Raw genomic sequence first — 23,035 nt, 5'->3', positions numbered from 1 at the left:
ACAAACTAGATTGCTTCTTTCTTCTGTCCAATCACTGAACGTTCTAAAATCTCTGTTACATCGAGAGTTTGAACTTTCTCTTCAACTTCTTTCGCTTTCGTCCCATCACTAATCATCGTTAAGCAATAAGGACATCCTGTACCGATAATGGATGGCTGTACAGCTAATGCTTGTTCTGTACGAGCAACGTTAATGCGTGAACCTGTTGTTTCCTCCATCCACATTAAGCCACCACCTGCTCCACAGCACATTCCCGTTTCACGGTTACGTGCCATTTCTACAAGGTTCACACCAGGAATCGCTTTCAAAATGTCTCGTGGCGCTTCGTATACTTCGTTGTATCTTCCTAAGTAGCAGGAATCATGGTACGTAACTGTTTCCTCAATAGCGTGAACCGGTTTTAAGCGTCCTTCTTTCACCCACTGAGCTAACAGTTCTGTATGATGATAGACTTCTGCTTGCAAGCCAAAGTCCGGATACTCATTTTTAAATGTGTTATAAGCATGAGGGTCAATCGTAACGATTTTCTTCACTCCTGCTTTTTCAAATTCCTCGATATTTTTTGTCGCCATCTCTTGGAAGACAAATTCATTTCCAAGGCGGCGCGGTGTATCTCCAGAGTTCTTCTCCTTATTACCGAGTATTGCAAATGAAATGCCTGCTTCGTTCATCAACTTCGCAAACGATATCGCAATCTTCTGACTACGATTATCATATGATCCCATTGAACCAACCCAGAATAAATATTCGAACTCCTCGCCAGCTTTCGATTTTTCTTTTACAGTTGGAACCGTTACTTCATCATCACCTTGGCGCCAAGTTTCACGCTCTTTACGGTTTAGACCCCACGGATTCCCTTGACGCTCGATGTTTGTCATCGCACGTTGCGCTTCCGCATCCATCTTTCCTTCTGTTAAAACGAGATAGCGGCGTAAATCAATAATTTTATCAACATGCTCATTCATAACCGGACACTGATCTTCACAGTTACGACACGTTGTACAAGCCCAAATCTCTTCTTCTGTAATAACATCTCCAATTAAACTCGGATCGTAAGCGAGTGTTGTGACTGCAGATTCTTGTTGTCCTTTCCCCGCTGCCATCATCGCTAACTGATTTCCTTGTGTATTATTAAAAGCAACTACCGGAACCCACGGTGCTTTTGATGTCACTGCAGCTCCTTTATCAGTTAAATGATCGCGAAGTTTTAAAATCAAATCCATCGGCGATAACATTTTCCCTGTTCCTGTTGCCGGACACATATTTGTACAACGACCACACTCTACGCAAGCGTATAAATCAATAAGCTGATTTTGTCTAAAGTCTTCGATTTTACCAACACCAAATGTTTCTTGTGTTTCATCTTCAAAGTCAATCTTTTCAAGTTTCCCTGGATTTGAAAGGCGGCCGAAGAAAACGTTAGCTGGTCCCGCAATTAAATGCGCGTGTTTCGATTGTGGAACATAAACTAAAAACGTTAACAAAATTAGTAAATGCACCCACCAAGAGAAATAGAACACAGAAATGGCTGCGGTTTCATTTATCCCTGAGAAAACGTAAGCGATTGCAGAAGCGATTGGCTCACTCCATGAAAGCTCCTCGCCATGCCATATAATTCCCATCCCATTACCGAGTAGCACAGAAATCATTAAGCCACCGATGAAGATAAGAACAAGGCCTGATTTGAAATTACGTTTTAAACGAACTAGCTTCTCAACATAACGTCGATGAAAAGCCCAAAAGACTGCAATTAAAATAACAAGTGTGACAATTTCCTGGAAGAATGTAAATGCAGGGTATAGTGGTCCAAGTGGAAGATGTGATCCTGGTGCGAGTCCTTTCCAAACGAAGTCAATTGCTCCAAATTGGACAAGAATAAATCCGTAAAAGAACATAACGTGAATAATGCCGCTCTTTTTATCTTTCAGCAGCTTTTTCTGACCGAAAACATTGACCTTAAGGAGATCCCAACGCTCTTTAAAACGACGGTCAAATTCAATCTTTTTTCCTAACTGTATGTAGGCCATCCTCGTTCGTATAAGATACACAAACAAATATCCCGCATAAGCAATAACAGCAATGGCAGCCAGCCAATTCATGATCAGTAAGCTATTCATTTTTATGCTACCCCTCTCTTTGTAAGCCCTCTTTCTTTTTTAGAATCTTCAAAAACATATAATTTTCTGAATTTTATCCCCTACCTTCATTATATAATGAGTGAGCATTCAGTCAACAGTTTTTTGTTATACAACAACATATTTTTTAATAAAGCTGTTTATTTCGGTGAAACTATAAAGTGAAACTTTAATCAGTAGAAGTTATTTACTCCCTACTAATTATTAGCCCACAAATAACAGGATAAAATGAATGTTTGATTTATAAAAAACGAATGGTGAAAAGACCGTGAAGGAGGGAATTTACTCATGTTCTTCTTATCTCTCTTATTAATAGGTAGCACTCTCTGGATTGTAATTGATCTTTCTTATGGGAGAATTGTTCATTTAAAGCGTGTACGTTCTCGTTCTTTCCCTTTACGTCAAAGTGATTTTCACCTTTATACATACGGAAAAGATTTGTATGACGCTCTATTTACTGATATAAAACAGGCGAAACACCATGTGCACGTTTTGTTCTTCATTGTAAAAAACGATAAAATCAGCCGGGAATTTTTAAAGTTACTTATTGATAAGGCAAAGGAAGGAATTGAAGTAAGACTTCTACTCGATCGATTGGGAAGCCATCATTTATCAAATGAGGCCATTCGCTCCCTACAAAAACATGGTGTCTCTTTTTCATTTTGTCACAAAGTAAAGTTTCCCTTTCCTTTCTTTTCTGCAAATCAAAGAAACCATAGAAAAATTACAGTTATTGACGGGAAAATTGGTTATATTGGTGGATTTAATATTGGAGAAGAATATTTAGGACATAATCAAAAATTAGGATTATGGCGCGATTATCATTTACGTCTTACAGGAGAAGGAATACAAGATTTACAAAAGCAATTTTTACATGATTGGCTGGACGATACAGACCAAAATTTATTAGAGGCATCTCTTTATTTTCCTAAGCAACAACCAGGAACCATTCTGCATCGTTTTATCCCTACTGATGGGGCCTACTTGCAAAATACATTTTTATATTTAATTGAAAGCGCAGAAAAAGAACTCTTTATCGGTACACCATATTTCATTCCTGGAAGAAAAATTATGAATGCATTATTAGAAGCACGAAAACGCGGGGTTCAAATCACAATTCTCGTTCCAGAAAAAGCGGATCACCCCCTTGTTCGAGAAGCAAAATTCCCATATTGCCGAAAGTTAATACAAGCTGGCTGTAATATTTACGCATTTCAACAAGGTTTTTTTCACGCTAAAGTTATTATAGTTGATGACTACATCTGTGATATCGGAACTGCAAACTTTGATATGAGAAGTTTATATATTAACCATGAAATCAACTGCCTTTTATATGATGAACATTTTATACAAACAGTAAAAAATAAATTCCACGAAGATCTAGAAAATGCTTCATTACTTTCCTTGAAAGATGTTAGTCCGAATTCTCTCATTAATAGAGGCAAAGAATGGATAGGAACAATACTTGCTTTCTTTCTATAGGAAAGATAATGCATAAAGGAGATGTATTCATTATGATTATGCGTTTCGGATATGTCTCACATGCAATGGCACTCTGGGACTGTTCTCCGGCTAAAACGATGACATTTACAAGCTTTCAAAAGCTTAGTAAACAAGAACGAGAAGATAAATTATACGATGTTACGCGACAGAATCTTGAGCATACAATACGTATTCTTCATTACAATATAGCGCATGAAATTCCATTATATCGCTTATCTTCTTCCATCGTCCCACTTGCAACACATCCCGAAGTCGAGTTTGATTACATCGGGTTGTTCACACCGCTTTGGCGTACAATTGGGGCATTAATTAAAGAACATAATTTACGCGTAAGTTTTCATCCAAATCAATTTACGCTATTTACAAGCGATAAGCCACACATTACAACTAACGCTATTACAGATATGACTTATCACTATAAAGTATTAGATGCAATAGGAATTGCAGATTCTTCTTATATTAACATCCATGTAGGTGGTGCCTACGGAAATAAAGAAAAGGCGGTTGAACGTTTCCATGAAAACATAAAAAAACTTCCTGCACATATAAAAAGGCAAATGACACTTGAAAATGATGATAAAACATATACAACTGCTGAAACTTTATCTATTTGCCAAAAAGAAAAGATTCCATTTGTATTTGATTATCATCATCACATGGCAAATCTTTGCGAAGAACCGTTAGAAGAGTTACTTCCTGCAATTTTTGAAACTTGGGCACATACAAATATCCTTCCTAAAGTTCATATTTCTTCCCCTAAATCAAAAAAAGAATTTAGGGCTCACGCGGAATATATTGATTTAGAGTTTATTAAACCTTTCTTACACGTTGCAAAAAAAGTCAATCATAATTTCGATATTATGATTGAAAGTAAACAGAAAGATTTAGCGATGCTGCAATTCATACATGAATTATCCGCTATAAGAGGAATAAAAAGAATAAATAGCTCAACATTACAATGGTAAATTGTAATGTTGAGCTATTTTTTTCAAAAAAAGTAATTTTTTAGTGAAAAAAACCCTATTTTATATGCTATGATTGGAATTAGCATTTTCCACCTGTGATTCAACTTTATTGAAACGGAGTCATAATATGATTAATCAAAAAAAATATGTACACTTTGTTATGATATATATAATTATATTTTCTCTTTGGATATTTCTTATTCCTAAGAACTTGAATATAAAAGAAATTGGAATTCTCTTCTTATTTTGTTTTGCTGCACTCTTTTCTTGCTATTGCTTATATAAAGCTATTAAGAAAATGAAGCGCGGTGATAAATTATTTTGGGTTTTATTACTATGCACTTGCCTGTGTGGATTGACAATGGAGATAACTTTATTTCTTCATTCACTTTCTATATATGACCAAGTCATATTCTCATATACGGCATTACCCTTTTTTATCGTACAATATATTTTGCTCTTTTCTGGCTTTGCTATAAAGTTCATAAAACATTACTCTATTAGAGGCCTAGCTCAATTTTCATTCGATAGCATCTTTATCATTATTATGAATATTTATTTTACCTTAACTTTTATTTTAGACCGTTCAAGCTTTCGTATGTTAACAACAGATCATTGGGTTTTAATTGGATACTTTATTGCACAATCATTAGTCATTTACGCCGTTATTAGTCTATATAGACGAGAACAATATTCTGCTAGTAGAATCTCATTAATTATCGGCTTTACTATCATACTTGTATACGGATATATACATCTCTTTCAATTAAACGCAGGGATGAAAACTTCTTCTGAAGTCTCTTACTTAATACATACTGCTTCGATTTTATTAATTGGTTTGTCATCCATACTATATATTTTAGATAAACCAATGCAGCATGAAACGAAAACAAAATATTATCGGTTTGATTATGTGCGCTTTATATTACCTTATTTTAGTATAATCATTACTTTTTCTTTTATTATCTTTCAACCTTGGGATGATAAGTTCATGTTGATCGGTCTAGTATTATCTCTCATCTTATTGTTCTTACGACAACTTTATATGTGGAAAGATAATCAGGCACTAATCGATACATACGAGCAGTTGACTACACAACTAGAAGACAAAGTAGAAGAAGGTGCATCTGCGTTATCAAAAAGTGAACAACGTTATAAATCTTTATTCGAAGATCACCCGGATGCTGTTTTCTCTTTAAATATGTATGGTATTTTCCAACAGTCTAATACAGCTTGCGAAAGCTTATTTACTGCCTACTATTGTGAAGTAGAAAGCTATTCCCTTTTACACTTTATTGACTCAAAAGACCATGATTTACTAAAGAAAGCTTTACAACTAACGAAAAAAGGTAGACCACAAACTTTAGAAGTTCGCACAAAAGAAAAAGAAGGTTATTACTATTACCTTCACATTACGCTCATCCCTACTTTCATAAATAAAGAAGTTGTTGGGATGTTCGGCATAGCACGTGATATTACAACTTTATATGAAAAACAAAAACAAGTAGAGCATTTAGCCTTTCATGATGCACTTACTGGACTACCAAATCGCCGCAAGTTCGAAAAGGATTTAAAAAACATTTTAAATACAGCTCAAACTAGCGCAAGTGATGTTGCTGTCATGTTTCTTGATTTAGATCGATTCAAAAAAATTAACGATAGACTCGGTCATGACGTCGGAGACTTATTATTAATTGAAGTAGCAAAACGATTACGCAGTTGCCTACGTTCAAAGGATGTCGTTGCTCGCCAAGGCGGAGATGAGTTTACAATTCTATTACCAGATATGTACTCAGAAAAAAGTGCGGCTTTTATTGCTGAACAGATTTTAAATATTTTAAACAAACCATTCTTCATTCAAGGCGAAGAACTGTCTATTACACCGAGTATCGGAATTGCAATGTACCCTGATTATGGAACAGATGTAACAGCATTAATGAAAAATGCTGATATGGCTATGTATCGCGCGAAGGCAAATGGAAAAAATCGATTTGTTTTCTTCTCAAAAGAAATAAGTATTGTTCAAAATGAAATCCAATTTTTAGAAGGCGAACTTGCAAAAGCATTACAACAAAATGAATTTTTCCTTGAATACCAGCCGCAAGTAAGCACAAAAACAAAACAAATTATCGGTTTTGAAGCATTACTTCGTTGGAAACATCCAAAGCTTGGTATCGTATCCCCGGCCCAATTTATTCCTCTAGCCGAGGAAACTGGATTCATTATTGAACTTGGAAATTGGATTTTGCGTACCGCCTGCTTAGAAGCAAAAAGATGGCATAATCAAGGTTTTTCTCACTTAAAAGTCGGTGTAAATTTATCTGTTGTTCAATTTAACCATGCAAATTTAATACCTACTATTTCAAAGGTTTTAGAAGAAACAGAGTTAAAACCAGAAGCACTAGATATTGAAATTACAGAAAGTATCGCCATTAACCAAAATCAATCTGTAGTTGCAAAACTAGAACAGCTTCAAAATCTCGGTATTCAAATTTCAATTGATGACTTTGGAACTGGTTATAGTTCTTTAGCTTATTTAACAAAATATCCAATTAATACATTAAAAATTGCTCGAGAATTTATTTGCGGAATTACAACTAGTCCTTTAGAGGAAGCGATTATTTCTTCCATTATTACACTATCAAAAGAACTAAATTTAGAAGTTATCGCAGAAGGTGTAGAAACCGAAGAACAATGGAAGTTTTTATATGGGCAAAACTGTGACCACATTCAAGGATTCTTTATTAGTAAGCCCGTTTCTAGTAAAGACGTTTGGAGGTTACTCCACAAAAAAACAACCGTCTAAGTAAGACGGTTGTTTTTTTAATATTCAAAAGGTACATCTGAAGCTAATTGTACTTCTTGATCATTATGAGAAATTACTTGGTTTTTCTCTAAAGCTGTATCTCCTAATGAAATACCCCATGCCATTGCTAACGTTAACAGACTACCAATAAGTAGTTTTTTCATATTCCATCACCCGCATTTTTTCTTTAAATATATCATGAAAATCCATCCGTATCTTATGCAATTATGCATATTTGCTTTTTAAATCTTTTTTATTTCTTCATTCTTTTTATAATTAATTCTTTTAATGTATGGTTTCCTAATATATCGAAAAAGAAGTAAGCTTTTTCGCAAGCATCTTCAATTTCTGCTCTATCACACTCTAGCTTTTCTAGGCATTCAACTTTTCGATAGTATAACTGTCCAATCAATGTCATACTATTAATTTGACACGATAATTCAATGGCTTTATTTGCATGACAAAGTGCTTCTTCGTATTGATTGTCCAAGTATAATGCTTTTGCATGATTATGTCTCACCTTTACATCAAACTCTTTATTATCATGTAATACTTCTAATTGTTTTAATATATTTTCATATAACTCAATACTCTTCTTAAAATGGCCATTTTCAGCGTAAATGTTTGCAATTGCGTTTTCAATATAAAGGTTCTGATATACGTCTATCCCTGCCAATTGTTGATTGAGCAATTTCTTTAATTCTGAAATACAATATTCGTAATCAATTTTTTTCAATATGTAAGCAGCTACATGATATTGCCATTGAAGAAACTGCTGAAGCTCAGGATGATATTCTTCCTTTTTCAACTCATTCCATACTTTATTATAAATTTCTTTATATTTCTTTTCCTTACAGAGCATAATAATTCGGTCTTTTAACTGCTTATTCCTTTCCATGTCAGAATAAATAAGTACCTCATAAAAATGGATAATGGGAACTTGTAACTTTGCTGCAATACCTTGCAATAAATCCATACTTGGGTATACCGCGCCCGATTCAATTCGGCTCACTTCCGATTGGTGACATATATTCTCGGATAACTGTTTTTGTGTTAATCCCCGCATCACCCTAATTTTCTTAATTTCACTTCCTAATTTTTCTGCGTGCATACTTACTCACCATCCCACTATAACAATCTAATTTTTCGAGTTGTCATACCACTACAATAATGTGAATTCGACAATTTTTGATATGAAATAATGCATAATATATATAAGATTCGGCAAATTTTTCATGCAATTCATCTCACATCCAATAATAGATTAGGAGTATTATAGATAAATTACAGAAAACTTGCCCATACTTCCATTACACTCGGCCTTTTTTATCCTTTATCGGCAAAAACTATCCACACCCAAGAATTAGGAAAAATGAAGTAAAAGTTGAAATTGCTCAGCCTAGCTTAACAATTTAGAAATTAACACAACCTCAAAATGATATAAAAGAAAATATTGCAAAAAAGTATTTAAAAGGTGAGGTAACTGGGGCTAAGGCTCAACAAGAGCAAGTAACAACTGAAAAAATGTAGAATTTCAACCTACCGATAAAGAAAATCAAACCGAATTTCATCTTGCACAAACTTATAAAAACTATAAAGTATATGATCAAGATCTCATTATAAAAGTAGATAAAAATGGAGTAATCACAACTATTAGTGGTAAAGTTATCCAGAATTTAGACCGATAACCTAATCCTACTATAACAAATTTTTTGTCGAAAAATGAAGTAAAATCTATATGACGCAATCCCCCCCTAATTCCAGACTATATAACTGAGACGGAATTACAAAAAAAGAAGCTTACCATTCATAGGTAAACTTCTTTTCATATCCATCCCTTTTCTTCCGCAATTGTAATTGCCTCAATTCTATTTTTCGCATCAAGCTTCGTTAATACTTCAGAAATATAATTACGTACTGTACCAGGTGAAAGATAAAGTGTCTTTGCAATTTCATTTGCTGTCTTTCCTTCTTTCGCAAGTAGCAATACTTCTTTTTCGCGATCTGATAACGGATTTTGCTCTTGCCATAAGCCGAACATTAAATCTTGAGAGATCTCTCGTTTACCTTTCATTACGTTGCGAATTGATGCAGCTAAATCCTCGCTTGGGCTATCTTTTAATAAATATCCGTGCACACCAGCTTTCATTGCTCGTTCAAAATATCCAGGGCGCGCAAATGTTGTTAAAATCATTACTTTACATACCGATTTTTCTTTCTTCAACATTTCTGCAACATCTAATCCGCTTTGAATTGGCATTTCAATATCCATAATGCTTACATCAGGTTTTAACGATTCGATTAGTTTTAGCGCCTCTTCTCCGTTCGCTGCTTGCCCAATTACTTCAATATCATCTTCTAGATCGAGTAGGGCTCCTAACGCACCACGAAGCATTCGCTGATCTTCTGCAATAATAATTCGAATCATGCCTTCACCTCATCTTTTCCTGTTCTAATAACAACTGGAACTTTTACTGTTAATAGTGTTCCTGGATTAATCGTACCCAGTTCAACAAATCCATCAATAAGAGCGATTCGCTCCTTCATACCACGAATACCATTCCCATCGTGGTTTTGGTCCGCTAAACCGATTCCGTTATCTTCTACTGTCAAAATCAATTCACCTTGTGATTCTAGTACAGAAACTATGCAACGCGTCGCCTTACTATGCTTTACAACATTCGTAACAGCTTCGCGTAAACACATTCCTAAAATATTTTGTTCAATGGGTGATAGCGAACTTGCACTCGTTTCTTGTTTGATCTCTAATTCAACATTAGCAGCTTGTAAGATCGCTTTTATTTGCCCAAGCTCTTCTTCCACTGTAATCATGCGCATATCAGAAATTAACTCCCTTAGCTGTTTTAAAGCAGTTCGCGATGTTTGTGTAATCTCCTTCGCTTCCGCACTTGCGCGCTCTGGATTTTTGACGATTAGCTTTTCAACAAGCTGACTTTTCAACGTAATAAGAGATAGCGTATGCCCTAACGTATCATGAAGATCCCTTGCAATACGCTGCCTCTCTTCACGTTTTACTAAGTCTTTAATTTGCTCATTTGCTTCGTTTAATTGATTTCTTAACACCTTTTTTTGATTAAAATTACGCATTCCAAATGGTGTAAGAAGCATTAAAATAAACATCGGAACGATATTTACTAAACTTGTCGGTGTTAGTTGATTCATATTTATAAATACTCCAAGCATTACAACTAACAAACATAGTAATATCCGAAATACTTTCTTACTTGGTGCAAACCCCATTGCACTTGCTGTGAAAAAGCCAAAGAATATCATGAAGGGATTATAAAATAAAGCAAATAAAAGCGTAAGTATCATTTGAATACAAGCCCACAAAATAAACGTCTTCTGGACAAAATAAAGTTGACGGTATGTGATCATGAAAACTATCAACATACCGCTTCCTATTACAAGCTTCCATCCCGATACTTGTGTTAAATTATAAATTGGAAATAACAAATAAACGAGCCACATATACGGAAAGAATCCCATATGTTTCGGAAAAATCTCAATCCTCTTCTTCTCTATCATTTATACCGCTTCCTGTCTTTTTCTTATATATATTGATATTACAACAAATATAAGGAAATAACCTCCTAATACCGCGATATTTTCCCAACCAACCGATTTTCCAGCTACAATATCCCATGCACCACTTCCGAAGTGATATGTTGGTGTCCATTCACCGATAGATCTTAATATTTTCGGGAATACTTCGATTGGCATCCATAGACCGCCAATTACAGCTAAACTCATATTTAAAATATTCGCTAAACCCGCTGCTGCATCCGCCTTCTTAATAGAACCTATTACTGTTCCTAACGCTAAAAATGGTGTCACACCTAACAACAACCATAATCCAGCACCAATCCATTGCCCTACTGTTAACTCAACATGATTAATTAATATTCCTGCGATAAAGATAACTAAGATTGAAAAAGCATTCACTACAGTTTGAGCGATAATCTTCGCTGTTATATACGCTCCCTCTGGAAGTGGTGTAATTTTTAAAAGATGTGTCCAACCCTGCCCTTTTTCTTGAGAAATTCTCACACCGAAACTAAAAAGTGCTGTCCCTACAATACTGAACGTTGCCATTGAGATTAAATAATGCGCTTTCCACGCATCTCCGTTTTGTGGCACTTGAACCACATTTGTGAAAATGTAATAAAACATAACTGGCATTAATAATGAGAAAAAGATAAACAATTTATTACGAAACGTACGTAAAATTTCTATTTTGCATTGCATCCATAAAGCTCTCATGCGATTTCCCCCTCCTGATTTGTGATAAATTGTTCAAATGCTTCATCAAGGCTTCCACGTTCAACAGAAACATCTGTTACAGGTAAGTTCTTTTCATAAATTGCTCTTAACGTTGCATCTGTATCTTCTGTTGTTAAAGTGAAGTGTCCTTCTTTTGATTGTACTTCTGTTACGTTTGGTAATTCTTTTAGTAATTTTGCAGGAATACTTTCCTTCGAATAAAACGTGATTGTTTTTCGTGAAATCGTCGCTTTCATCTCATCTGGCGTACCGTCTGCGATAACCTTTCCATTCGCAAACAATAAAATACGATTTGCTAATGCATCTGCTTCTTCTAAATAGTGCGTTGTTAAAATAATCGTTTTCCCTTCACTTGCTAACTTTCGAATTGTTTCCCAAAATGTTCTTCGAGACGTAATGTCCATTCCAACTGTCGGCTCATCTAAAAATAACAAATCTGGATTTCCTGCAAGTGCGAGTGCAAAATTTAACCTTCTCTTTTGACCTCCTGATAATTTCTCACATCTTTGCTTTCTCTCTGATTTTAAATTCGATAACTGTAGCAACGTTTCTTTCGCTATCGGATTCGTATAATAGCTACGGAATAACTCAATTGCCTCTTCCACTGTAATGCTATCGATGACACTTACTTCTTGTAACATCGCGCCGAGGCTATTACGAACATCTCTATGCTTTGGACTCTTTCCGAATATAGAAACCGTTCCTTCCGTCGGATCCTTTAATCCAAGCATCATCGACATCGTCGTCGTTTTCCCTGCACCATTCGGTCCAAGCAATGCTACGATTTCTCCTTTATTCACATGAAATGAAACGTTATTTACTGCTTTTTTATGTTTAAATGTTTTAGAAACACTATTTACTTCAATAATCTTTTCCATCTCTCCACCCCCGCTGTTTCTTATATTTACATTGTATTCCTTGGAAAACTTAGGAAACAGTATGATGCGTCATAACATCGATATGACAATTGTCATGTATTCTTTATGAGAGGAATCAATCCGCCATACTGCAAGCGAGTAGCAGGACGAAAATAAACATGATACAATCGGGTAAGATATATATTCGAGGAAGGACAGTGGTTTTCATGATTATTCGTAATGAACAAGATTTAGAAGGCTTACGAAAAATCGGCCGCATCGTTGCGCTTGCACGTGAAGAAATGAAAAAAGAAGCGAAGCCAGGCATGACAACGAAAGAGCTTGATTTGATCGGTAAAAAAGTATTAGATGAGCATGGTGCTATTTCTGCACCTGAAAAAGAATATGATTTCCCTGGCGTAACTTGCATCAGTGTAAACGAAGAAGTTGCTCACGGTATTCCAGGTGATCGTGTATTAAAAGAAGGCGACCTTGTAAATGTCGACGTATCTGCAGCACTTGATGGTTATTATGCAGATACAGGTATTTCATTTGTACTTGGAGAAGATGAAGCAAAAGAAAAGCTTTGCCAAGCAGCTGTTGATGCCTTTTGGGCAGCAATGAAAAAGGTGAAAGCTGGTTCAAAACAAAACCAAATTGGTCGTGCCGTTTCAAACTTTGCACATAAAAATGGATACAATGTTATTCAAAACTTAACTGGTCACGGTATTGGTCTTAGCTTACATGAAGCACCAAACCACATTTTAAGCTATTTTGATCCAATGGATAATGCGCTTCTAAAAGACGGTCTTGTTATCGCTGTAGAGCCATTCATTTCTATGAAAGCTGATCATATTATCGAACGTGGCGATGATGGTTGGACATTCGTTACACCTGATAAAAGCCTTGTTGCACAATGTGAACATACAGTTGTCGTAACACGCGGCGAACCGATAATTTTAACAGAAATATAAAATTAAAAATGACCGTTTTTTAGAATTTTTCTACTAAAACGGTCATTTTTAATTTTTGGAAAATATTTGTTAAACCGCTGTTGAACTCTTTATCATTTAAGTATATAATCTTTAGCGAAGGTTATTCATAATCATCTTTCAGAGAAGATAACACTATTATCAAAAGGGATACCTTCTTTTTTCTTATGTAAAACAGCTTCAAAAATGACCGCAGTAATGATTTAGCCGAATATTATAAATAACTTATATTCCACTAAATCCGAAAAGGAACTGTACCATCTTAACTTCGGTCCACAAATTGTACAACTCTCTCTAGGCAGAAAGTTAATTTTCATAAATGTAATAAGTGACATTCTTAAGATACAATTATCTCAATTTCAGATTACATAAATGAATATTTTCAAAGTGCATATTGTCTTCACCCTAACCAAAATCAACCCTATTCAGATTTTTTCCACATAATTTTAAAGCAAAAAACAAACTTTTAACTTGGGATACATTACTTTGGTTAGCATGTATCGTAAAACCTACCTTTATGACTATCCAGTTCATAACACATTCACAAGAAAATGCTCTTGTATATAAAGGTCTGATATCGTTCCTTTTATCAGCATAATTTCGACATTTTTTGTCGAATTATGTATATTCCAGATTTTTACGTTACTTTATATATGCCTTTAGTTAAACATCTATTCTGTCAGAGAACGTACATAGAAACGGAGGGATAGTAGCAACAAAGACTTTATAACAATTAACTTTTTTTATATTCCATTTGTTCATGTGGAATATATTCCTCAGTGAACAAATGAATGTTCAAAGGAGGCAAAATGAAAAAACTTTTCAATATATGTTTAATTGTATTTGTACTATTTTCACAGTTTATTAGTTTCCCGTACAATCAGGCAAAAGCTGAGACTTTAAAGGAAACTTCATTATTTGACACTGTTGAGATGAAAGATGCAACGGATCATATTATTGACGAAGCAAAAAATCCTAACAACTTAATAAAGATAGGATCAACCATTCAAGTAGAATATGCTTGGTCAATAAAAGATCAACAAGTTGTACATGCAAACGATACAGCAGTAATTCAAATACCACTTGCATTAAAAGTATCTAAAGATTTACAAGGAGATTTAGTAACAGATCAAAAAAATATTGGTCAATATTTTATAACAGCTAAAAATAATAAATTAAAACTAATATTTAATGATCAAGTAGAAAATTCGAAAGATGCTAAAGGAAAAATTAAAATTGATACTGTGTTTAACCCAACTTTAAAAGCTGAAGAGAAATCAGTTCAAATCGATTTTCCTTTAGGAACACTGGTTCAGCCTATAACAGTTCCTATTCAAGTAGAAGATTCTAAAGAAGATGGCACCAAACAGGATACTAATAAACAAGTGCCAGATCAAGTAGCTAAACCTGCTACTGACAATCCGGAACAAAACCCAGCAACTAAACCTGCTACTGACAATCCGGAACAAAATCCAGCAACTAAACCTGCTGCTGATAACCAAGAACAAAATCTAGCAAGCGATCCTGCTGAGAGTACAAATTCAGGTCCAAAGCAAATAACAACAAACATTTTAACGGGTGTAAAGTTGACGGATAAAGACGGAAAACCATTTACAGAGGATAACCGTCCAAGTACAGATTCCCCTGCCAATATTGAGTTTACATGGGAACTTTTAAAATCGATGAATGTTAAAAATGGAGATTACTATATTTTTGATCTTCCTAAACACTTTAAGATTTATAATACAATTAACAGTCCTTTATACGATAGTGAAAACAATCCAATTGGTAACTTTACTGTTACAAAAGATGGAAAAGTCACGATGACATTTAACGATTATGTTGAAGAACATCCAGATGTTGTTGGTAACCTACAATTAAAAACAGAATTTAATAAAGCTGAAATTAAAGGTACAACAACACAAGAAATTCCTTTCCCAATTAAAGATAACGATGTTTCTATTACAGTTGACTTTAAGCCTAATGTAAAAACAGCCACGAATAAAAAGGGGTTACCTGATAGACCAATTAATACAAATGAGATTAATTGGACAGTAGAGATGAATAAAACGAAAGACACCCTTAAAAACGCCGTTTTTAAAGATAACATCCCACAAGGTACAAGCTTAAATAAAGATTCTATTAAAGTTTATTATTTAGAAGTTGATGTTAACGGGAACGCAACACGTGGTAAAGAAGCCGATCCAGAAGATTACAAAATTATTTCATCAGATGGTTCAAAATTGGAGATTGCTTTTAAGGAGAATATCAGTAAAGCATACCAAATCGAATATGCCACAAAAATTACTGATGAAAATGTAAAAGACTTCCGAAATAACGTTACGATAACGAGTGATAATCAAAAACAACAAAACGCAAGCTCTACTGTAACGGTTTCTCGTGGTACACATTTAAACAAAACAAGTAAATATGATCCAAAGACGCAAACGATTGAATGGACAATTACTTACAACGGTGATCAAAAAAATATCAAAAAAACTGATGCACTTTTAAAAGATATTTTTGACGATACACATGAACTAGATGCAAATTCTATCGTTGTGAAAAACGCTTCCTACGATGATAATGGAAGGCTTGTAACAGGAGATACTGTTAATAATTAAACTGTAAGTAACAAGAAGAATGGATTCGACTTACAGTTTAATGAGGATATTAATAGTGCTTATGTAATTTCCTATAAAACAAAGCCAACTGGTAATGTCATAAAAGATGGAAAAATAAAAAATACAGTTACAGCTGATAATGGTTCAAGTAAAGAAAATGAAGTTGGCTTCAAGCAGCAAAATATTATTAAATCTAATAATAAAGCTGAAACAAACTATAAAGACAAAACAACAACCTGGACAATTACGGTAAATAATAACAACTATCCATTAAACAACGCGATCATTACGGATACCTTTGACCATGGTGGATTACAATTAAAAGATAAAAAACTAGAAATTAAAGACGGAGATTATACCCTTCAAGCTGGGACTGATTATGTTTTAGATGTAACAGATAAAGGTTTCAAAATTACCCTTATAGGTACATATCAGTCTAATATGACAAAGACATTAGTCGTAAAATATACGACAGACTTTGACTATACAAAATTAGAAAGTGGTAAAACTTCGTTTAAAAATACAGGTAACCTATCTTGGATAGATGCAGGGTCCAATCCACAATCAAATAAAGTTGAAGCGGACTTTGATCCTGATACTTTCACAAAGGCGAATGGATATAAATACGGTTCTTATAACGCCCAAACGAAAGAAATCACTTGGATAATAGGTTTTAATTATAATAATGTTGAGATTAAAGATCCATATGTGATAGACGTAATACAAAATAAACAAAAGTTAGTACCAGGATCCATTGAAGTGCGCGATATGATTTTAAATGGAAGTCCTGACAATGCACAACCTGGTAATGCTGTACCAACTGAGAAATATGAACTTGAAGAACCTACAGAGAAAAATAAAAACACCCTAAAGGTTCATTTCAAACAATCAATTAATTCACCTTACTATATTATCTTTAAAACAAGCCTCGATGGTGAACTTATCCAAGGCATCTACAAAAACGAGGCAGAGTTAAAAGATGGCTCTAAAATTGTAAACACGCTTAAAGGTGATGCTCAAGTAAATAAAGGTGGCAGCTTCGTTACTAAAAAAGCTGTGCAAGATGACAACTATATTAATTGGAGTATTGCAATTAATGAAAGCCAATCGACCATTGCAGACGCAGTTGTAACAGACGATCCAACAGACAATCAAGTACTTGTGGAAGATTCATTCCACTTATATCCTACAACTGTCGATTACTATGGAAATGTAACAAAAGATACAGCAAATGAATTAAAACAAGGAACAGACTATAAACTCAAAATAACAACAGACAATAATACCGGAAAGCAACATTTTGAAATTGCTTTCTTGAAGAAAATTGATCGAGCTTATATTTTAGAATATCGTTCATTTATTAATGCAGACGATAAAGAAAAAGTAAGTAATAAAGCAAAAATTACAGGCAATAAGTTAACAGTAACAAATACAGAAACTACCGAAACGATTGAAGTACGAATGTCTTCCGGTTCCGGCGGAGGATCTGCTACTACAGGTCGTGGAAACCTTGAAATTATAAAGGTAGATAACGACAATAAGAACACTCCATTAGCTGGAGCAGAATTCACTTTATACGATCGTACAGGTAAAACTGTTATCCGTAAAATTACAACAGACAAAGATGGTATCGCTAAATTTAATAACTTAAAACGCGATAAATATTTATTAAAAGAAACAAAGGCTCCTGAAGGCTATGTAATTAGCTGGGAGTTAAAACAAGGGAAAATTGTTGAACTTGGTACACAAGAGACTACAACATATAAACTTGTAAATAAGAAGTTTGTCGGGAAAGTAGTTTTAACAAAGTCTGATGACCTGAACAAAAACGTAACACTACAAGGTGCCGTTTTCACACTACTTGATAAAGACAAAAAAATAATTTCAGAACATGAAAAATTAACAACAAATGATAAAGGACAAATTACTGTAGATAATTTAAAACCAGGAACTTACTACTTACAAGAAACAAAGGCTCCTGAGCATTATAAATTAGATGATCGACTGATTGGGGTTAAAATCGCGGAAGATCAAACAACAGTAATAAACCGCACTGCAACAAACAGCTTGATTCCGGGTTCGGCCATTTTAACAAAAGTCGATAAAGATGGAAAAACTTTAGCCGGTGCGGAGTTCAGTGTACGAGATCGACATAACAATGTAATTCGTGGATATGAAAAATTAACGACAAATGATCAAGGACAAATTGAAGCAAAAGATTTACGCCCTGGAGACTATCAATTTGTCGAAGAAAAAGCACCGAAAGATTACGACATAGATAAAAAACCAATTGAGTTTACAATTGTAAAAAGTCAAAAGAAAGCAGTTACTGTTACTGCGACGAATCACCTCATTAAAGGTGGCGTCACTTTAACAAAAACTGATGATATCGATGGTACAGCTCTTGCAGGTGCTGTATTTAAAATTGTCGATGCTCATGATGAAAAGAAAGTCATTCGCGAAAATGTAAAAACTGGTGCTGACGGTAAAGTAACTGTTAAAGACTTAGAGCCTGGTACGTATAAATTTATTGAAACAGAAGCTCCTAAGGATTATGTGTTAAATACAAACCCTATCGAGTTTACAATCGATAAAAGCCAACAGTCTTTAGCTACCGTTACGGCAACAAACAGTTTAAAAACAGGCGAAGTTGAATTATTAAAAGTTGATGAATTTGGTGATAAAAAACCTCTACAAGGTGCCGTATTTAAAATTGTTGATGTAAATAATAATGATGTTCGTACTGACCTAACTACAGATGCTGATGGAAAAACAAAAGCTGATAAGTTACGTCCTGGTACGTATAAATTTATTGAAACAGCTGCTCCTGAACATTACGTTTTACGAGCAGAACCTATTGAATTTACAATCGATAGAAGTCAAAAAGAAACGCTACTTGTGAAAGCTGAAAATGCTTTAAAACCAGGAGATGTTGAATTAACGAAAGTTGATGATATCGATGGTACAGCTCTTGAAGGTGCTGTATTTAAAATTGTTGATGCTAATGATGAAAAGAAAGTCATTCGCGAAAATATAAAAACTGGTGCAGATGGTAAAGCTATCGCTACCGACTTACGCCCTGGCGATTATAAATTTATCGAAGTGACAGCACCGAAGTATTACGATAAAAATACAAATCCGATTAAATTTACGATCACAGAAAGTCAAACGACGTCTGCTACTGTTACCGCTAAAAACAGCTTAACAAAAGGCGGTATTGAATTAACAAAAGTGAATGCTGCAGATGAAAAGGAAACACTTGAAGGTGCTGTATTTAAAATTGTTAATAGAGATACGAATGAAGATGTTCGTGCGGAACTTGTTACGAATAGTGAAGGAAAGTTAGTTGTAGACGACTTACGTCCTGGTAACTATAAACTTATCGAAACAAAGGCCCCAACTTATTACGATGTAAATGTAGAACCAATTGAATTTACAATCGAAAAAGGACAACAAAAACTTCTTCCACTTACATTTAAAAATAGTTTAACGAAAGGAAAAGTTAAACTTATTAAAGAAGATGATGTGGAAAGTAGTATCGCTCTTGCCGGCGCAGTGTTCACATTACAAGACGCAACTGGCAAAGAAATTGCGAAAGATTTAAAAACAAATGATTACGGAGTACTAGTTATTCCTGATTTAGCACCAGGAGATTATCAATTTATTGAAACATCAGCTCCTGAACATTATAAATTAGATCAAACACCTATTAAGTTCACAATTAAAAAAGGTAGCAAGGATGATCTTCCAGTCCCTGTCACTGTAACAAATAGTTTACTTACAGGTGGCGTTACTTTAACAAAGGTTGATGACGTTGATGGGGCTACTCTTGAAGGTGCAGAATTTATCATTGTTGATGCTCATGATACGAAAAAGGTAGTTCGTAAAGGATTAACTACCGATGAACATGGTAAAGTTTCTGCTTCTGATTTACGTCCAGGTGACTATCAATTTATTGAAGTAAAAGCTCCAAAAGACTATGACTTAAGAAAAGATCCTATTCCGTTCACTATCGGAAAAAGTCAAAAAGAAAATATTAGCGTTACCGCTACTAACAGCTTAACGAAGGGTGGCGTCATTTTAACCAAAATCGATGACATCGATCGTACAATGCTGAAAGGTGCAATCTTTAAAGTTGTTGATATGAATGGTAACGAAGTTCGCACAAACTTTGTTACAGATGACAATGGTGAAATTTCTGTTTCTAATTTACGTCCAGGAGACTATCAGTTTATTGAAACAGCTGCTCCTGAACATTATGTGTTAGATGAGAAACCGATTCCATTTACAATTGAAAGAAGTCAAACAGAGAAAATTACTGTTACAGGTAAAAATACGTTAAAAAAAGGTAGCGTTGAATTAACAAAAATTGACGATATTGATACTGATACGAAGCTCGCTAATGCTGTATTTAATTTATTAGATGCAGACGGAGAGATAGTTGAAGAAGGCTTAAAAACAAATGATGAGGGAAAAATTGTTGTTGAAAACCTACGTCCTGGCACGTATCAATTCGTTGAGACAATAGCTCCTGAACATTACGATTTAAATAAAAAACCGATCAAATTTACAATTAAGAAAAGCCAAACTGAAACTCTTCATATTACGGCTAAAAACGCTCTAACAAAAGGTGGCGTTGAACTTTCTAAAGTAGATGACATCGATGGTACTAAACTTGAAGGTGCAGTATTTAACTTTGTTGATATGAACGGTACTGTAATTCATAAAGACCTTGTTACAAATAGTAAAGGGAAAATCGAAATCGATGACCTACGTCCGGGTGATTATCAATTCATCGAAACGAAAGCTCCTAAGCATTACGTTTTAGATGAAACGCCAATCCATTTCACTATTGAAAAAGGACAGAAGAAAGCTATTTCTTTAACTGCTAAAAATAGTTTAAAACAAGGTAGTATCGAATTAATTAAAGTAGATGATTTAAACGATCAAACAAAACTTGCCGATGCTGTGTTTAATTTACTAGATCAAAACGGAACTGTAATTAAAACAGATTTAAAAACGAACGGTGAAGGAAAAATCACTGTTGAAAACTTACGTCCTGGTACGTATCAATTTGTCGAAACAACAGCTCCGAAACATTATGATTTAGATAAAAAACCAATTGTAGTTACAGTTGAAAAAAGCCAGAAAGATGTGGCTACTGTTACTATGACAAATAGTTTAACAAAAGGCGGCGTTGAACTTACTAAAGTAGACGACGTCGATGGTACTACACTTGAAGGTGCAGTATTTAACATTGTTGATATGAAGGGTACTGTAATTCGCGAGAACCTTACTACAAATTCACAAGGTAAAATTAGCGTTTCTAACTTACGTCCAGGTGATTATCAATTCGTCGAGACGAAAGCTCCGAAACACTACGATTTAAATAAAGAACCGATTCCTTTCACTATTGAAAAAGGACAAGCCGAACCGATTTCTGTTACTGCTAAAAATAGTTTAACTAAAGGTGCGGTAGAACTTTCTAAAATGGATGATATCGACGGTACAGCTCTTGAAGGTGCGGTATTTAAAATTGTTGATATGAACGGCAATGACGTTCGCACTGGCATTACGACAGATGCAAAAGGGAAAGTTTCTATTCCTGATTTACATCCTGGAGACTATCAATTTATTGAAACAACAGCTCCTAAGCACTATAAACTAGATGCTACACCAATTAAATTTACAATTGAGAAAAGCCAAGCAGAGAAGTTACAAGTCACTGCTAAGAACAGCTTAATTGAAGGTGCGGTAGAGTTAATTAAAGTGGATGATATAAATCAAGATACAAAACTTTCTGATGCAGTATTTAACATTATTGATGCGAAAGGTAAAATTGTTCGCACAAATTTAACTACTGATAAAGACGGGAAAGTTTCTGCTTCTAATTTAAGACCAGGAGATTATCAATTCGTGGAAACGAAAGCTCCGAAAGATTATGATTTAAATAAAACACCGATTCCTTTCACTATCGAGAAAAGCCAAACAACTCACGTTTCTGTTACTGCTAAAAATGGCTTAACTAAGGGTGGCGTTGAATTAACGAAAGTTGACTCTTTAGATGCGAAAGAAACGCTAGAAGGTGCGGTATTTAAAATTACTGATATGAACGGTAATGATATTCGTACGAATTTAGTTACCAATAAAGACGGAAAAATCATCGCTAAAGACTTACAACCTGGAGACTATCAATTTATTGAAACGAAAGCTCCAAAACATTATGACTTAAATGAAGATCCTATTAAGTTCACAATTGAAAGAAGTCAAACAAAACATGTCTTCGTTACAGCTACTAACAGCTTAACGAAAGGTAGTGTGGAGTTAATTAAAGTGGATGATGTTGAAGAAAATACAACACTTGAGGGTGCGGTATTTAAAATTGTTAATAAGGATGGACACGACGTCCGTACTGATTTAACTACTGATAAAAACGGCCGTTTAGTTGTCGATGAATTACCACCAGGAGACTATGAGTTTATCGAAACAAAAGCTCCTACTCATTATGACTTAAACGAAACACCTATTAAGTTCACAGTTAAAAAAGGGCAAGAAAAAATTGCTTCCGTTACAGCTACTAATAGCTTAACGAAAGGTGCTGTGGAACTTTCTAAAGTAGATGACGTTGACGGTTCTGCTCTTAAAGATGCAGTATTTAAAATCGTTGATATGAACGGCAACAACGTTCGTTCTAATTTAACTACTAATAAAGACGGAAAAATTTCTGTTTCTGATTTACGTCCGGGTGACTATCAGTTTATTGAAACGAAAGCTCCTACTCATTACGACTTAAATCAAACTCCTATCAACTTTACTGTTGAAAAGAGTCAAACCGCTACTGCTTCTGT

Annotated in this window: 11 protein-coding genes and 2 pseudogenes; 6 read left to right on the top strand and 7 right to left on the bottom strand. The window is 34.6% G+C overall.

The genetic code is table 11. The features are described from left to right. Positions 1–5: 5 nt before the first annotated feature. Positions 6–2,117 carry a (Fe-S)-binding protein gene (locus PDQ68_RS21060; protein ID WP_016719011.1) on the bottom strand — a complete coding sequence of 704 codons (2,112 nt, stop codon included), beginning with the start codon at positions 2,115–2,117 and terminating at the stop codon, positions 6–8. A gap of 306 nt (positions 2,118–2,423) precedes the next feature. Between PDQ68_RS21060 and cls the strand changes: the two genes are divergently transcribed. The 3 genes from cls (at position 2,424) to PDQ68_RS21045 (ending at position 7,409) form a co-directional block, all read left to right on the top strand. Continuing rightward, positions 2,424–3,617, top strand: a complete 1,194-nt coding sequence (gene cls / locus PDQ68_RS21055; RefSeq protein ID WP_000465820.1) for a cardiolipin synthase — start codon at positions 2,424–2,426, stop codon at positions 3,615–3,617. A 32-nt stretch (positions 3,618–3,649) separates the two neighbouring features. Next, positions 3,650–4,603: a UV DNA damage repair endonuclease UvsE gene (uvsE, locus tag PDQ68_RS21050; RefSeq protein WP_061184176.1), complete on the top strand. Its 954-nt coding sequence runs from the start codon at positions 3,650–3,652 to the stop codon at positions 4,601–4,603. A gap of 127 nt (positions 4,604–4,730) precedes the next feature. Next, on the top strand, positions 4,731–7,409 hold the full coding sequence (locus tag PDQ68_RS21045; protein ID WP_270786946.1) for a DUF4084 domain-containing protein: 2,679 nt from the start codon (positions 4,731–4,733) through the stop codon (positions 7,407–7,409). 17 nt (positions 7,410–7,426) lie between these two features. On the opposite strand, the gene papR is transcribed toward PDQ68_RS21045, so the two are convergent. Together papR and plcR are read right to left on the bottom strand one after the other, a co-directional pair. Then, positions 7,427–7,573, bottom strand: coding sequence for a quorum-sensing peptide PapR (papR, locus tag PDQ68_RS21040; protein WP_000734728.1), 147 nt, complete (start codon positions 7,571–7,573; stop codon positions 7,427–7,429). 89 nt (positions 7,574–7,662) lie between these two features. Next, complete coding sequence (gene plcR, locus PDQ68_RS21035) at positions 7,663–8,520, bottom strand: transcriptional regulator PlcR (protein WP_270786945.1); 858 nt, start codon at positions 8,518–8,520, stop codon at positions 7,663–7,665. A 168-nt stretch (positions 8,521–8,688) separates the two neighbouring features. Between plcR and PDQ68_RS21030 the strand changes: the two are divergent. Beyond that, positions 8,689–9,148: pseudogene (locus tag PDQ68_RS21030) on the top strand (M4 family metallopeptidase); the annotation flags it as partial. 86 nt (positions 9,149–9,234) lie between these two features. Here the strand turns inward: PDQ68_RS21030 and PDQ68_RS21025 are convergent. From PDQ68_RS21025 to PDQ68_RS21010, 4 genes are read right to left on the bottom strand one after another with little or no spacing between them, the layout of a single operon-like run. Then, entirely contained in the window at positions 9,235–9,837 is a 603-nt protein-coding gene (locus tag PDQ68_RS21025; RefSeq protein ID WP_061184175.1) for a response regulator transcription factor, read from the bottom strand. After that, positions 9,834–10,958 (bottom strand): sensor histidine kinase, encoded by a 1,125-nt coding sequence (locus PDQ68_RS21020; RefSeq protein ID WP_270786943.1) that lies wholly within the window; start codon positions 10,956–10,958, stop codon positions 9,834–9,836. The genes PDQ68_RS21025 and PDQ68_RS21020 overlap by 4 nt, the downstream gene beginning before the upstream one ends. Then, positions 10,959–11,693, bottom strand: a complete 735-nt coding sequence (locus PDQ68_RS21015; RefSeq protein ID WP_061184173.1) for an ABC transporter permease — start codon at positions 11,691–11,693, stop codon at positions 10,959–10,961. Next, a complete protein-coding gene (locus PDQ68_RS21010; protein ID WP_061184172.1) occupies positions 11,690–12,592 on the bottom strand; it encodes an ABC transporter ATP-binding protein in 903 nt (300 codons plus the stop codon). Before PDQ68_RS21010 ends, PDQ68_RS21015 begins: the two co-directional genes overlap by 4 nt. 158 nt (positions 12,593–12,750) lie before the next feature. Between PDQ68_RS21010 and map the strand changes: the two genes are divergently transcribed. Continuing rightward, a complete protein-coding gene (gene map, locus PDQ68_RS21005; protein ID WP_002096176.1) occupies positions 12,751–13,545 on the top strand; it encodes a type I methionyl aminopeptidase in 795 nt (264 codons plus the stop codon). Positions 13,546–14,372: 827 nt separating this feature from the next. Beyond that, positions 14,373–23,035, top strand: a pseudogene (locus PDQ68_RS21000) (SpaA isopeptide-forming pilin-related protein); the annotation flags it as partial.

The sequence above is a fragment of the Bacillus cereus group sp. Bc010 genome (genome assembly GCF_027716745.1).
Lineage (GTDB): Bacteria > Bacillota > Bacilli > Bacillales > Bacillaceae_G > Bacillus_A > Bacillus_A pacificus.
Note: the sequence above shows the minus strand (reverse complement) of the source record. Positions and strands in the feature narration are given on the sequence as shown.

Excerpts from the sequence above, each read along its gene's own strand:
- PDQ68_RS21060 (WP_016719011.1), bottom strand. The coding sequence starts at position 2,117 with ATGAATAGCTTACTGATCATGAATTGGCTGGCTGCCATTGCTGTTATT.
- cls (WP_000465820.1), top strand. The coding sequence starts at position 2,424 with ATGTTCTTCTTATCTCTCTTATTAATAGGTAGCACTCTCTGGATTGTA.
- uvsE (WP_061184176.1), top strand. The coding sequence starts at position 3,650 with ATGATTATGCGTTTCGGATATGTCTCACATGCAATGGCACTCTGGGAC.
- PDQ68_RS21045 (WP_270786946.1), top strand. The coding sequence starts at position 4,731 with ATGATTAATCAAAAAAAATATGTACACTTTGTTATGATATATATAATT.
- papR (WP_000734728.1), bottom strand. The coding sequence starts at position 7,573 with ATGAAAAAACTACTTATTGGTAGTCTGTTAACGTTAGCAATGGCATGG.
- plcR (WP_270786945.1), bottom strand. The coding sequence starts at position 8,520 with ATGCACGCAGAAAAATTAGGAAGTGAAATTAAGAAAATTAGGGTGATG.
- PDQ68_RS21025 (WP_061184175.1), bottom strand. The coding sequence starts at position 9,837 with ATGATTCGAATTATTATTGCAGAAGATCAGCGAATGCTTCGTGGTGCG.
- PDQ68_RS21020 (WP_270786943.1), bottom strand. The coding sequence starts at position 10,958 with ATGATAGAGAAGAAGAGGATTGAGATTTTTCCGAAACATATGGGATTC.
- PDQ68_RS21015 (WP_061184173.1), bottom strand. The coding sequence starts at position 11,693 with ATGAGAGCTTTATGGATGCAATGCAAAATAGAAATTTTACGTACGTTT.
- PDQ68_RS21010 (WP_061184172.1), bottom strand. The coding sequence starts at position 12,592 with ATGGAAAAGATTATTGAAGTAAATAGTGTTTCTAAAACATTTAAACAT.
- map (WP_002096176.1), top strand. The coding sequence starts at position 12,751 with ATGATACAATCGGGTAAGATATATATTCGAGGAAGGACAGTGGTTTTC.